This window comes from Streptomyces sp. CA-179760, from assembly GCF_050937045.1.
Classification (GTDB): domain Bacteria; phylum Actinomycetota; class Actinomycetes; order Streptomycetales; family Streptomycetaceae; genus Streptomyces.
Map to the genome: position 1 here is coordinate 4,819,879 of NZ_JBNJLZ010000001.1, position 13,467 is coordinate 4,833,345.

Annotated in this window: 12 protein-coding genes; 6 read left to right on the forward strand and 6 right to left on the reverse strand. The window is 68.0% G+C overall.

The window, feature by feature from the left end:
• Window positions 1–154: 154 nt before the first annotated feature.
• The 6 genes from rsmG to rpmH form a co-directional block, all read right to left on the reverse strand.
• Window positions 155–871 (reverse strand): 16S rRNA (guanine(527)-N(7))-methyltransferase RsmG, encoded by a 717-nt coding sequence (rsmG, locus tag ACQEV8_RS21720; protein WP_432962623.1) that lies wholly within the window; start codon window positions 869–871, stop codon window positions 155–157.
• 125 nt (window positions 872–996) lie between these two features.
• Window positions 997–1,506 (reverse strand): protein jag, encoded by a 510-nt coding sequence (locus ACQEV8_RS21725; protein WP_432962625.1) that lies wholly within the window; start codon window positions 1,504–1,506, stop codon window positions 997–999.
• A 15-nt stretch (window positions 1,507–1,521) separates the two neighbouring features.
• On the reverse strand, window positions 1,522–2,796 hold the full coding sequence (gene yidC, locus ACQEV8_RS21730; RefSeq protein WP_432962627.1) for a membrane protein insertase YidC: 1,275 nt from the start codon (window positions 2,794–2,796) through the stop codon (window positions 1,522–1,524).
• A 3-nt stretch (window positions 2,797–2,799) separates the two neighbouring features.
• A complete protein-coding gene (gene yidD / locus ACQEV8_RS21735) occupies window positions 2,800–3,174 on the reverse strand; it encodes a membrane protein insertion efficiency factor YidD (RefSeq protein ID WP_432962629.1) in 375 nt (124 codons plus the stop codon).
• Entirely contained in the window at window positions 3,171–3,542 is a 372-nt protein-coding gene (gene rnpA / locus ACQEV8_RS21740) for a ribonuclease P protein component (protein WP_432962631.1), read from the reverse strand. Before rnpA ends, yidD begins: the two co-directional genes overlap by 4 nt.
• A gap of 21 nt (window positions 3,543–3,563) precedes the next feature.
• A complete protein-coding gene (gene rpmH, locus ACQEV8_RS21745; RefSeq protein WP_018846094.1) occupies window positions 3,564–3,701 on the reverse strand; it encodes a 50S ribosomal protein L34 in 138 nt (45 codons plus the stop codon).
• Between the two features lie 404 nt (window positions 3,702–4,105).
• On the opposite strand from rpmH, the gene dnaA reads away from it, so the two are divergent.
• From dnaA to gyrB, 6 genes are all read left to right on the forward strand, one after another.
• Window positions 4,106–6,196, forward strand: a complete 2,091-nt coding sequence (gene dnaA / locus ACQEV8_RS21750) for a chromosomal replication initiator protein DnaA (RefSeq protein WP_432972887.1) — start codon at window positions 4,106–4,108, stop codon at window positions 6,194–6,196.
• An 860-nt stretch (window positions 6,197–7,056) separates the two neighbouring features.
• The gene (gene dnaN, locus ACQEV8_RS21755; protein WP_382492188.1) at window positions 7,057–8,187 is read left to right on the forward strand and encodes a DNA polymerase III subunit beta; all 1,131 of its coding nucleotides are present in this window, start codon (window positions 7,057–7,059) and stop codon (window positions 8,185–8,187) included.
• A gap of 184 nt (window positions 8,188–8,371) precedes the next feature.
• Window positions 8,372–9,247, forward strand: coding sequence for a phosphogluconate dehydrogenase (NAD(+)-dependent, decarboxylating) (gnd, locus tag ACQEV8_RS21760; RefSeq protein ID WP_432962634.1), 876 nt, complete (start codon window positions 8,372–8,374; stop codon window positions 9,245–9,247).
• Window positions 9,248–9,305: 58 nt separating this feature from the next.
• Window positions 9,306–10,427 carry a DNA replication/repair protein RecF gene (gene recF, locus ACQEV8_RS21765; protein ID WP_432962636.1) on the forward strand — a complete coding sequence of 374 codons (1,122 nt, stop codon included), beginning with the start codon at window positions 9,306–9,308 and terminating at the stop codon, window positions 10,425–10,427.
• Window positions 10,424–10,951 (forward strand): DUF721 domain-containing protein, encoded by a 528-nt coding sequence (locus ACQEV8_RS21770; RefSeq protein ID WP_432962638.1) that lies wholly within the window; start codon window positions 10,424–10,426, stop codon window positions 10,949–10,951. Before recF ends, ACQEV8_RS21770 begins: the two co-directional genes overlap by 4 nt.
• A 415-nt stretch (window positions 10,952–11,366) precedes the next feature.
• Window positions 11,367–13,427 carry a DNA topoisomerase (ATP-hydrolyzing) subunit B gene (gene gyrB, locus ACQEV8_RS21775; protein ID WP_432962640.1) on the forward strand — a complete coding sequence of 687 codons (2,061 nt, stop codon included), beginning with the start codon at window positions 11,367–11,369 and terminating at the stop codon, window positions 13,425–13,427.
• Window positions 13,428–13,467 lie beyond the last annotated feature (40 nt).

The following is a 13,467-nucleotide window of genomic DNA, read 5'->3' on the forward strand; positions in this document are numbered from 1 at the left end:
ATGCCGTGCAGCAGTGAGCGACGTTTCACGTGAAACACGATGCACAGCAGCCGTGGCCGAATCGCCGCGACACTCCGGCATGCATCGGTTTGGCAGCTTGTGTGGAGTACGTCTCGTCCTCAGGACGGATCAGCGTCGGCGGGACGGGATCAGCTCAGCGTCGGCGACGCGCCCGACCCGTGCGAGCCGCCTTGGCGCGCTTCGCGGCGAAGCGCACACCACCAGGGCTCTCCCCGACCTCGACCCGTACGACAGTGGACAACGGGTCCACCACACCCTCACCTACATGCAGGATGGACGTCTCCACGGCACCCAGCTTGCTCAGTGCCGCCGACGCGCTCTTCAGCTCCTCCTCCGCGGCATCGCCCTTGAGCGCGAGCATCTCGCCGTAGGGCCGCAGCAGCGGGACGCCCCACGTGGCGAGACGGTCGAGCGGCGCGACGGCTCGGGCGGTCACGACGTGGACGGGCTGGATCTTCCCCATGACCTCTTCGGCCCGGCCCCGTTCGACCGTCACGTGATCGAGGCCGAGCAGCTCCACGACCTCGGTGAGGAAGTTGGTGCGCCGCAACAGCGGCTCCAGCAGCGTGATCTTCAGATCCTCCCGGACGAGTGCCAGGGGAATGCCGGGCAGGCCGGCGCCCGAGCCGACATCGCACACGGTCACGCCCTCGGGCACGACCTCCGAGAGCACCGCGCAGTTCAGCAGGTGCCGCTCCCACAAGCGGGGCACTTCTCGCGGGCCGATGAGACCGCGCTGCACGCCCGCATGAGCGAGCAGCTCGGCGTACCGCACCGCATCCGCGAAGCGATCACCGAACACCTCGCGCGCCTGCTCGGGCGCGGGGGGAAGCTCCGCTGCCTCCGTCACGGGGGACCGTCCTTCCGTACCGCGTCAGCGCGCCCAGCGCCGACGCCAGAACCACCAGAACTATCAGGCTGACAAAGTTCGGCCCCGCCTGCGCAACAGACGGGGCCGGGAAACGTAGGGACCGATCAGGCAGGCAGCACGACGACGAAGCGCTGCGGCTCCTCGCCCTCGGACTCGCTGCGCAGACCCGCGGCCTTGACCGCGTCGTGCACGACCTTGCGCTCGAACGGCGTCATCGGCTGCATCTTCACGGCCTCACCGCTGCTCTTGGCCTCGGCAGCGGCCTTGGCACCCAGCTCGGACAGCTCGGAGCGCTTCTGGGCGCGGTATCCCGCGATGTCGAGCATCAGACGGCTGCGGTCGCCGGTCTCCCGGTGCACCGCCAGACGGGTGAGCTCCTGAAGCGCCTCCAGCACCTCACCGTCGCGGCCGACCAGCTTCTGCAGGTCGCGGCCCGAGTCGCTGATGATCGAGACGGAGGCACGGTCGGCCTCGACGTCCATGTCGATGTCGCCGTCGAGATCGGCGATGTCGAGCAGACCCTCCAGGTAGTCCGCAGCGATCTCGCCTTCCTGCTCCAGGCGAGACAGGGTGTCTGCACCCTCGGCAGCGGCGGAGGTGGTGCCTTCCGTCACGGGATGGACTCCTTCTTACTTCTTGGACGGGGACTTGGGCCGCTGCGGGCCCTTGCGCTGTCCGGACTGGGCCTTGCTGCGGGTACCACCGCCGGACTTCGCGCCGCCCTTCTGGGCAGCGGCGGCGGGCTTGGCGTCGTCGGGCTCGTCGGACTTGCTCAGCGACGTCTTCGGCTCGGCCTCGCCGGCCGCCTTCGCGACACCGGACTGGCGCTGAGACTTGCTCTGGCGCTTGGGCTGCTGACGCTTCGCGGTGGCCGTGCTCGACGTGCCGTCCTCGGTCTCGACAGCGGCAGAGGTGTCGCCCTTGATCACGGTGCCGTCGGCCTGGGCGACGAGTCCGGCCTTGCTGAGGCCGTTGATGAACTTGCGCTCGAACTCGTTGCGGTCGCGTCCCTTGGCGACGATCGCCTTGACGATGGCCCGGTCGCGGCGCCGGCCGACCTTGCTGTGCTGCGTGACGTGCTTGTCCAGGCGCTCCAGGTACGAGGCCTGGGCCTTCGAACCGGGGGTCGGGTTGTTGTGGATGACGTACATCTGCTGGCCCATGGTCCACACGTTGGTGGTCAGCCAGTAGACGAGGACACCGACGGGGAAGTTGATGCCGAAGACGGCGAACATGACGGGGAAGACGTACATCAGCATCTTCTGCTGCTGCATGAACGGCGTCTTCACCGTGGTGTCGACGTTCTTCGTCATCAGCTGGCGCTGGGTGAAGAACTGCGACGCCGACATCAGGACGATCATGATGGCGGTGACCACGCGGACGTCGGTGAGGGAGGCACCGAGTGCTTCCACCTTCGACGCGCTGTCGGTGAACTTCGCCGCCAGCGGCGCACCGACGATGTGGGCCTTCTGCGCGCTCTGCAGCAGGCTCTGGTTGATGACACCGATGGTGTCGCCCGTCGCGATGCTGTTGAGCACGTGGTACAGGGCGAAGAAGAACGGGGACTGCGCCAGGATGGGAAGGCACGAGGAGAGCGGGTTGGTGCCCGTCTCCTTGTACAGCTTCATCATCTCTTCGGACTGACGCTGCTTGTCGTTCTTGTAGCGCTCCTGGATCTTCTTCATCTCGGGCTGCAGCGTCTGCATGGCCCGGGTCGACTTGATCTGCTTCACGAAGAGCGGGATGAGGCAGATACGGATCAGGATCACCAGGGACACGATCGACAGGCCCCAGGCCCATCCGGTGTCAGGGCCGAAGAGGGCGCCGTACACCGAATGGAACTGGACGATGACCCAGGAGACGGGTGTGGTGATGAAGCTGAAGAGGCTGGCAATCGTGTCCACTAATCATGCTCCTTGGGCATGGGACGGTGTCTCTGCGGCCGGGCTCGAAGGACTGGACCGACTTGTGGGAGAAGTCTGTCCCTCGATGGCCGGGTCGGCGGCGGAGGGCCCGCCCTTGCGTGCACGCCACGCGGTACGCAGCATTTCGTGCCACCGCGGACGCTTGCGCGGCGGGACATGGTCCACACCACCCAGCGACCACGGATTGCACCGCAGGATGCGCCAGGCCGTGAGTGCCGTTCCCTTGATGGCACCGTGCCGGTCGATGGCCGTGTAGCCGTAGTGGGAGCACGACGGGTAGTACTTGCAGACCGGCCCGAGCAGCGGACTGATCGTCCACTGGTAGAGCTTGATCAGAGCCAGCAGCGGGTACTTCATCGCGCGCCCCCTCCCAGCAACCGCTGGAGAGCGGCATCCAGGTCTCGGGCCAGCTGTGCATGGTCGGCGTCACCCGATCCGGGCAGCGCTCGTACGACTACCAGGCTACCGGGGGGCAGCTGGGCGACTCGCTCGCGCATCAGATGGCGAAGCCTGCGCTTCACCTTGTTGCGCACGACCGCGCCACCCACAGCTTTGCTCACGACGAAACCCGCACGCGTCGGGGGAGCGCTCTCCCCAGGCGCATGCGGGTCCGTGGCACCGCTTCGTAGGTGGACGACGAGGAACGGGCGTCCTGCCCGGCGTCCTCGCCGTACCGCGGTCGCGAAGTCCTCGCGCCGCCTCAGCCGATGCTCGGTAGGCAGCACGACGTCATGACCTGATCGGGATCAGGCGGACAGGTTGGCGCGACCCTTGCTGCGGCGGTTCGCGAGAATCGCGCGGCCGGCACGGGTACGCATCCGCAGGCGGAAGCCGTGGGTCTTCGCGCGACGACGGTTGTTCGGCTGGAAGGTGCGCTTGCTCACTCGGGGGCTCCAGAAGAAATCGGTAGATGCGGGGTGCCGTCCTGGCTGTCACCGTGCGCCCACGAGTAGCTCGCAGTTACGCCCGAGTGCACCGCTGACCGATCACCCAAATGACCTGTGCCCATCGGAGGCAGGCGGCAGCAGCCATCGACAACTCGACCTGGTTACGGTACGCGCGGCTACGCCATCCGGTCAAACCAGGAGTCGCCGGGAGACACTTGTCCACAGGCTGGGGACAACAACTTGAACCCTACCGGCCGCCCTGACTACCGTGACGGAACTCCGATTCGTTCCCTTATCCCTGCCCCACTCGATTTACATCCCGAGCCGTCCCAGAACCACACGTTCGTGGGACCTGTGAGAGAGCGTGCCCTGTGGCTGACGTACCTGCCGATCTTGCCGCAGTGTGGCCACGCGTATTGGAGCAGCTCCTCGGGGAGGGTCGCGGTCAGGGGGTCGAGACGAAGGACGAGCACTGGATCCGGCGCTGCCAGCCGCTCGCGCTGGTCGCGGACACCGCCCTGCTCGCCGTACCGAACGAATTCGCGAAGGGCGTACTCGAGGGCCGGCTGGCACCGATCGTCAGCGAGACGCTGAGCCGCGAGTGCGGCCGCCCGATCCGGATCGCGATCACCGTCGACGACTCCGCGGGCGAGGCCCCCGCCCCGCCGGCGCCCCCGGCCCGCCCCCAGCAGTCGCGCTACGAAGAGCCCGAGCTCCCCGCCGCGCGCCAGGAACGCGACGGATACGAGGGGTACGGCCGCCACCGCGCCGACCAGATGCCGGGATCGGCCGGCGAACAGCTTCCGCCTACGCGCGGAGATCAACTGCCCTCCCCGCGCCCCGCGTACCCGTCCGAGTACCAGCGCCCCGAGCCCGGCGCCTGGCCGCGGCCCACACAGGACGACTACGGCTGGCAGCAGCAGCGCCTCGGCTTCCCCGAGCGTGACCCGTACGCGTCACCGGCGCAGGACTCCTACGGCTCGCAGGACCAGTACGGCAACCAGGACCAGTACGGCGGCGGCCAGGATCAGTACGGCGGCGGCGCTCAGGACTCGTACAGCGCGCAGGACTCCTATAAATCCCACGGGCCCCAGGACTCGTACGGGTCCCACGGATCCCACGGATCCCACGGGTCCCATGGATCCCACGGCTCACAGGACTCCTACGGCTCTCACGGACCCCGTGGCTCCCACGGATCACAGGACTCGTACGGCTCGTCCGCCCAGGACTACCGCCCGCAGTCCATGGAGCGCCCCTCCTACGAGCAGCCGCGCTCCGACTACGACAACCCACGCCCCGAATACGACCAGCGCGACGCGGTCCGCCGGGAGCTGCCCGAGCCGCCGGCCGGCTCGGGGCATGTGCACCGCGGCGGCCCCGTCGGCCCCAACCTGCCGACGACCGGTGCGCCCGGCCCGCTGGCCGCGCAGCCCGCGCCGGCGACAGGCCCCGGTGAGCCCACCGCGCGTCTGAACCCCAAGTACCTCTTCGACACGTTCGTCATCGGCGCCTCCAACCGCTTCGCGCACGCCGCCGCGGTCGCTGTCGCCGAGGCGCCGGCGAAGGCCTACAACCCGTTGTTCATCTACGGGGAGTCCGGGCTCGGCAAGACACACCTGCTGCACGCGATCGGGCACTACGCCCGCAGCCTCTACCCGGGCACGCGGGTGCGGTACGTGAGCTCGGAGGAGTTCACCAACGAGTTCATCAACTCCATCCGCGACGGCAAGGGCGACAGCTTCCGCAAGCGGTACCGCGAGATGGACATCCTGCTCGTCGACGACATCCAGTTCCTGGCGGACAAGGAGTCGACGCAGGAGGAGTTCTTCCACACCTTCAACACGCTCCACAACGCGAACAAGCAGATCGTGCTGTCCAGCGACCGGCCGCCGAAGCAGCTGGTCACGCTGGAGGACCGGCTGCGGAACCGTTTCGAGTGGGGTCTGATCACCGACGTCCAGCCGCCCGAGCTGGAGACGCGTATCGCGATCCTCCGCAAGAAGGCGGTGCAGGAGCAGCTGAACGCGCCGCCGGAGGTGCTGGAGTTCATCGCGTCCCGGATCTCGCGCAACATCCGCGAGCTGGAGGGCGCGCTGATCCGGGTCACGGCGTTCGCCTCGCTCAACCGGCAGCCGGTGGACCTGGGCCTGACGGAGATCGTCCTCAAGGACCTCATCCCCGGCGGCGAGGACTCGGCCCCCGAGATCACGTCGACGGCCATCATGGGCGCGACGGCGGACTACTTCGGGCTGACCGTCGAGGACCTGTGCGGCACGTCCCGGGGCCGCGCCCTCGTCACTGCCCGGCAGATCGCCATGTACCTGTGCCGTGAGCTGACGGACCTGTCGCTGCCGAAGATCGGCGCGCTGTTCGGCGGCCGCGACCACACGACGGTCATGCACGCGGACCGCAAGATCCGCAATCTGATGGCCGAGCGCCGCTCCATCTACAACCAGGTCACCGAGCTGACCAACCGCATCAAGAACGGCTGACGTACCGAGCGACAGACCGCCGAGGGCGCTCCCGGAGAAGGTTTCCGGGGGCGCCCTTCGTCATGTCGCGGTCCCTGGCTGTTCGATTACCTGCCGGGTTACGGCCACCCTCCACAGATTTGGTGATTTTTTCCCGTCCACATCCTGGGGACTGGGAAGTTGTCCAGACTGTGTCCACAGGCGCTGCGGCTGAAGGGCCATCAGGCCAGGTCACCTGCATGTGGATTCGTGGACGAACGATCTCCACAGACTGTGGACAGCGGAGAGATCCACAGGCTGTGCATCAAGTTTTCCACCGACAACCCACAGGCTGGGGTCAGTTGTCCCCAGCGATCACCGGCTTCTCCACATCGCTGTCCACTGTTCGGCAACACGACGCGCCTCCTCACCGGGTCGAGTGAAAGGCGTCACACAAAGCTGCCGGGTTGGGCTGTGGGAAACACGGGTAAAGCTGGGGACGGCGCTGGGGAGAACTCGCCTCTCCCTGTGCACGGTGTGTGCAGAACTTTCTGTTCTCCACAGAAACACCAGGTTGTCCACTGCCGTCACCCACAGGACCCGTGGACAAAATTCCCGCTCTGAGCTGGGCAAACGGGGTTATCCACTGTATCCACAGCCCCTACTACTACTCCCAACTAGAGAGAGCTGGGAATTCGTTTCGAAGTGGGTCCTGTGCACAACTCGCTCTTCGGAGCCCGACCGCCCCTCGTCACGACTTGACCCCGAGAGGCACCTACTGTCAGTGCGGTGCGTCAGACTGGTCCCCGGTGTCCTCCCCGTCCTGGGGACCGTCGACACCGCGACAGACGACGAAGGCCAGGCAGAGCGAGAAGCGCCGGCAACAGCAGGAGGCGGCAACAGTGAAGATCCGGGTGGAACGCGACGTACTCGCGGAGGCAGTGGCCTGGGCAGCGCGCAGCCTCCCGGCCCGGCCGCCGGCGCCTGTCCTCGCCGGCCTGCTGCTGAAGGCCGAGGAAGGCCAGCTGAGCCTGTCCAGCTTCGACTACGAGGTCTCGGCGCGGGTGTCGGTGGAGACGGAGGTCGACGAGGAGGGCACGGTCCTGGTCTCGGGCCGCCTGCTCGCGGACATCTGCCGCGCGCTCCCCAACCGGCCGGTGGAGATCTCCACAGACGGTGTACGGGCGACCGTGGTCTGCGGCTCCTCCCGGTTCACACTCCACACCCTGCCTGTGGAGGAGTACCCGGCCCTGCCGCAGATGCCGAACGCGACGGGCACCGTCCCCGGCGAGGTCTTCGCCTCCGCTGCCGCCCAGGTGGCCATCGCGGCGGGCCGTGACGACACGCTGCCCGTCCTCACGGGTGTACGCATCGAGATCGAGGGCGACACCGTCACGCTGGCGTCCACCGACCGCTACCGCTTCGCGGTCCGCGAGTTCCTGTGGAAGCCGGAGAACCCGGAGGCCTCCGCGGTCGCCCTGGTGCCCGCCAAGACGCTCCTGGACACCGCCAAGGCCCTGACCAGCGGCGACCAGGTGATCCTGGCGCTGTCCGGCTCGGGCTCGGGCGAGGGCTTGATCGGCTTCGAGGGCGCGGGTCGTCGTACGACGACCCGTCTGCTGGAGGGCGACCTCCCGAAGTACCGCTCGCTGTTCCCGACGGAGTTCAACAGCGTCGCGGTCATCGAGACCGCCCCCTTCGTGGAGGCCGTCAAGCGCGTGGCCCTGGTCGCCGAGCGCAACACCCCGGTGCGGCTCAGCTTCGAGCAGGGCGTGCTCATCCTGGAGGCCGGTTCCAGCGACGACGCACAGGCTGTGGAGCGGGTCGACGCGCAGCTGGAGGGCGACGACGTGTCGATCGCCTTCAACCCGACGTTCCTGCTGGACGGCCTGAGCGCGATCGACTCCCCGGTCGCCCAGCTGTCCTTCACGACGTCCACGAAGCCCGCGCTGCTCAGCGGCAAGCCGGCACTGGACGCCGAGGCGGACGACGCCTACAAGTACCTGATCATGCCGGTGAGGCTGAGCGGCTGAGCGGCTCGGCCTCCCGGAAGCCGTCGGCGGTTGTCCACAGGCTGGGGGCAAAGCCGCAGGTGGGGGCCTACGACTGAGCGCGTATGCCCACAGATGTGCGCGAGCGTCCGGGTTTAGGCTCGGACGCGGCACGCGAGTGCCGCAACGCCACGTCGGACACCTGTACACCTAAGGAAAACAACTGATGGATCTCGGTCTAGTCGGCCTCGGCAAGATGGGCGGCAACATGCGCGAGCGGATCCGCCGCGCGGGCCACACCGTCCTCGGATACGACCGCAACCCGGATCTCGCCGATGTCCACAGCCTGCAGGAGCTAGTGGGCAAGCTCAGCGGCCCGCGCGTGGTCTGGGTGATGGTCCCGGCAGGCGAGGCCACGCAGTCCACGATCGACCAGCTTGCCGAGCTGCTGGAGCCGGGCGATGTCGTCGTGGACGGCGGCAACTCCCGCTGGACCGACGACGAGAAGCATGCCGGGGAGCTGGCGGCCAAGGGCATCGGCTTCGTCGACTGCGGAGTCTCCGGCGGCGTCTGGGGCCTGGAGAACGGCTACGCGCTGATGTACGGCGGCGACAAGGAGAACGTCGCCAAGGTGCAGCCGGTCTTCGACGCCCTCAAGCCGGAGGGCGACTTCGGCGCGGTGCACGCGGGCAAGGTCGGCGCCGGCCACTTCGCGAAGATGGTCCACAACGGCATCGAGTACGCGATGATGCAGGCCTACGCCGAGGGCTGGGAGCTCCTGGAGAAGGTCGACTCCGTGACCGACGTCCGGGACGTCTTCCGCTCCTGGCAGGAGGGCACGGTCATCCGCTCCTGGCTGCTGGACCTCGCGGTCAACGCGCTCGACGAGGACGAGCACCTGGACGGGCTCCGGGGTTATGCACAGGACTCCGGCGAGGGACGCTGGACTGTGGAGGCCGCGATCGACCACGCGGTGCCGCTGCCGGCGATCACCGCGTCGCTGTTCGCGCGGTTCGCCTCCCGCCAGGAGGACTCGCCCCAGATGAAGATGATCGCGGCGCTGCGGAACCAGTTCGGCGGCCACGCGGTCGAGAAGAAGTAGCACGCGACCGAGAGCACGTAGGAAACACCCGAGCGCCTGGGAGGTCGGCGAAACGACCATGCACGTCACGCATCTGTCGCTGGCTGACTTTCGCTCCTACCCCCGGGTCGAGGTCCCGCTCGATCCGGGGGTGACGGCCTTCGTCGGGCCGAACGGGCAGGGCAAGACCAACCTCGTCGAGGCCGTGGGCTATCTCGCCACTCTCGGCAGCCATCGGGTCTCCTCCGACGCTCCCCTGGTCCGCATGGGCGCCGAGCGTGCCGTCATCCGGGCCCAGGTCCGGCAGGGCGACCGGCAGCAGCTGGTCGAGCTGGAGCTGAATCCGGGGCGCGCCAACCGTGCCCGTATCAACAGGTCCTCGCAGGTCAAGCCGCGTGACGTGCTGGGGATCGTTCGGACCGTCCTCTTCGCACCCGAGGATCTCGCCCTGGTCAAGGGCGATCCCGGTGAGCGGCGCCGCTTCCTCGACGAGCTGATCACCGCCCGTTCCCCGCGCATGGCCGGGGTCCGCTCGGACTACGACCGGGTCCTCAAGCAGCGCAACACCCTGCTGAAGTCGGCCGCGCTGGCCCGTCGGCACGGCGGCCGCAGTGTGGACATGTCCACACTGGACATCTGGGACCAGCACCTCGCGCGCGCGGGCGCCGAGCTGCTCGCCCAGCGGCTGGATCTGATCGCCGCCGTCCAGCCGCTGGCAGACAAGGCGTACGAGCAGCTCGCCCCCGGCGGTGGTCCGATAGCCCTGGAGTACAAGCCGTCCGCGCCGGGCGAGGCGCACACCCGCGAGGACCTCTTCGAACAGCTGATGGCCGCGCTCGCCGAGGCCCGCAAGCAGGAGATCGAGCGGGGCGTCACCCTGGTCGGCCCGCACCGGGACGACCTCCAGCTCAAGCTCGGCCAGCTGCCCGCCAAGGGCTACGCCTCGCACGGCGAGTCCTGGTCCTACGCGCTGGCCCTGCGCCTGGCCTCGTACGACCTGCTGCGTGCCGAGGGCAATGAGCCGGTGCTGGTGCTCGACGACGTCTTCGCCGAGCTGGACACCCGCCGCCGTGAGCGGCTCGCCGAGCTGGTCGCGCCCGGCGAGCAGGTCCTGGTGACGGCCGCGGTCGACGACGACGTACCGCATGTGCTGTCCGGGACGCGGTTCGCCGTGTCCGACGGGGCGGTGGAGCGCGTATGAGCGCACAGGAGCCGAAGAACACCCCCGAGCCCTCCGGTGTCGACCTCGCGCGTGTGGCGCTCCGCGCGGCGAAGGAAGCCGCACGCGCGCGTGGGGACGCGGCTCAGCAGAAGAAGCAGGCGCGCCGCGGCGGGCTGCGCTCCGGCGCGCGTGCCGACGGCCGCGATCCGATGGCGCTCGGCTCGGCGATCAACCGGCTGATCAGCGAGCGCGGCTGGGAGGCCCCGGCCGCGGTGGGCGGTGTGATGGGCCGCTGGCCGCAGATCGTCGGCGAGGACGTGGCCAACCACTGTGTGCCGGAGAGGTACGACGAGGACGAGCGCGTCCTGGTCGTGCGCTGCGACTCGACGGCCTGGGCGACGAACCTGCGGCTGCTCGCCCCGACCCTGGTCGCCCGTCTCAACGAGGACCTGGGCCACGGCACCGTGCGGCAGATCAAGGTCCTGGGCCCCAGCGTCCCCACCCGCCGCTACGGCCCCCTGCGCGCCCCGGGCAGCAGTGGACCTGGCGATACATACAGGTGACTTACGTCACGTCTCGGCGGGGCGGCGCGGCCCTGTCACAGCCGTTCCGAGCACCTATTTCCGTCACCGCACACGGTTGCGAACAGCGACCTGACTCCGAAGTAGCCAAGGGTTGACGGCCGGAAGCGCTGAGTGCCTCCGTGAGCCTCTTGGAGCCCCCATCCGCATATCGGGAGTCGGGGAAGACCCGTCGAGGGCGGCACATGCGGACTCAGGTACCGGCAAACCCCCATCAGTGTCAGTGCTACCGGTAGACTGGAGCCAATCCCGCCCCACTCGCTGGGGACCGTCCGGGAAAAGCTGAGCAACGCTGATCAAGGCTTACCAACGCAACATGCCGCAGCCGCTCCGGCAACCCTCCCCCGGAGGGGGGACCCCCAGAGCCTGGCTCGTGCTGTGCCAGAAAGGGCGCTTCGTGGCCGATTCCGGCAACCCCAACGAGAACATCCCGTCCACCGACGAAGGCGTGAGCAGCGAGGCGATCACCTCCAACGGCGAGGTCACCGCCTCGTACGACGCCAGTGCCATCACCGTCCTCGAGGGTCTGGACGCGGTCCGCAAGCGGCCCGGTATGTACATCGGCTCGACCGGTGAGCGTGGTCTGCACCACCTGGTGCAGGAGGTCGTCGACAACTCCGTCGACGAGGCGCTGGCCGGGCACGCGGACACGATCGACGTGACGATCCTCGCCGACGGCGGCGTACGGGTCGTGGACAACGGCCGTGGCATCCCGGTGGGCATCGTGCCGACCGAGGGCAAGCCGGCCGTCGAGGTCGTGCTGACCGTGCTGCACGCGGGCGGCAAGTTCGGCGGCGGCGGTTACGCGGTCTCCGGTGGTCTGCACGGCGTCGGCGTCTCCGTGGTGAACGCCTTGTCGACCAAGGTCGCCGTCGAGGTCAAGACCGACGGCTACCGCTGGACGCAGGACTACAAGCTGGGCGTCCCGACGGCCCCGCTCGCCCAGCACGAGGCCACGGACGAGCACGGCACCACGGTCACCTTCTGGGCCGACCCGGACATCTTCGAGACCACGAACTACTCCTTCGAGACGCTGTCGCGGCGCTTCCAGGAGATGGCGTTCCTCAACAAGGGTCTGCGGATCAACCTCGCCGACGAGCGCGAGTCGGCGAAGGCCACGGCCGGTGCGGACGAGGCCGGTGAGGACGAGAAGCACGAGGTCAAGGCCGTCTCGTACCACTACGAGGGCGGCATCGTCGACTTCGTGACGTACCTCAACTCCCGCAAGGGAGACGTGGTGCACCCCACCGTGATCGACCTGGAGGCCGAGGACAAGGACAAGCACCTGTCCCTCGAGGTCGCCATGCAGTGGAACGGCGGCTACACCGAGGGTGTGTACTCCTTCGCCAACATCATCCACACGCACGAGGGTGGTACGCACGAAGAGGGCTTCCGGTCCGCGCTGACCTCGTTGATCAACAAGTACGCGCGCGACAAGCGGCTGCTGCGGGAGAAAGACGACAACCTCACCGGTGACGACATCCGCGAGGGCCTGACCGCGATCATCTCGGTCAAGCTGAGCGAGCCCCAGTTCGAGGGTCAGACGAAGACGAAGCTGGGCAACACCGAGGTGAAGACCTTCGTCCAGAAGGTCGTCTACGAGCACCTGGCCGACTGGCTGGACCGCAACCCGAACGAGGCTGCGGACATCATCCGCAAGGGCATCCAGGCGGCCTACGCGCGCGTGGCGGCCCGCAAGGCCCGGGACCTGACGCGCCGCAAGGGCCTGCTGGAGACGGCCTCCCTCCCGGGCAAGCTGAGCGACTGCCAGTCGAACGACCCCACCAAGTGCGAGATCTTCATCGTCGAGGGTGACTCCGCCGGCGGCTCGGCCAAGTCCGGCCGGAACCCCGAGTACCAGGCGATCCTCCCGATCCGAGGCAAGATCCTCAACGTCGAGAAGGCGCGGATCGACAAGATCCTGCAGAACCAGGAGATCCAGGCGCTGATCTCCGCCTTCGGCACCGGGGTCCACGAGGACTTCGACATCGAGAAGCTCCGCTATCACAAGATCATCCTGATGGCGGACGCCGACGTCGACGGCCAGCACATCAACACCCTGCTGCTGACCTTCCTGTTCCGCTTCATGCGGCCGCTGGTCGAGGCCGGGCACGTGTACCTCTCCCGTCCGCCGCTCTACAAGATCAAGTGGGGCAAGGACGACTTCGAGTACGCGTACTCCGACCGCGAGCGCGATGCCCTCATCGAGATGGGCCGCAACGCGGGCAAGCGCATCAAGGACGACTCGGTGCAGCGCTTCAAGGGTCTCGGTGAGATGAACGCCGAGGAGCTGCGCATCACGACCATGGACCAGGAGCACCGCGTCCTCGGCCAGGTCACCCTCGACGACGCCGCCCAGGCCGATGACCTGTTCTCGGTCCTCATGGGCGAGGACGTCGAGGCCCGCCGCGCGTTCATCCAGCGCAACGCCAAGGACGTCCGCTTCCTCGACATCTGAGTCGGTCTCAGCTGACCGCACCAGGAAGGACCTTCACCAG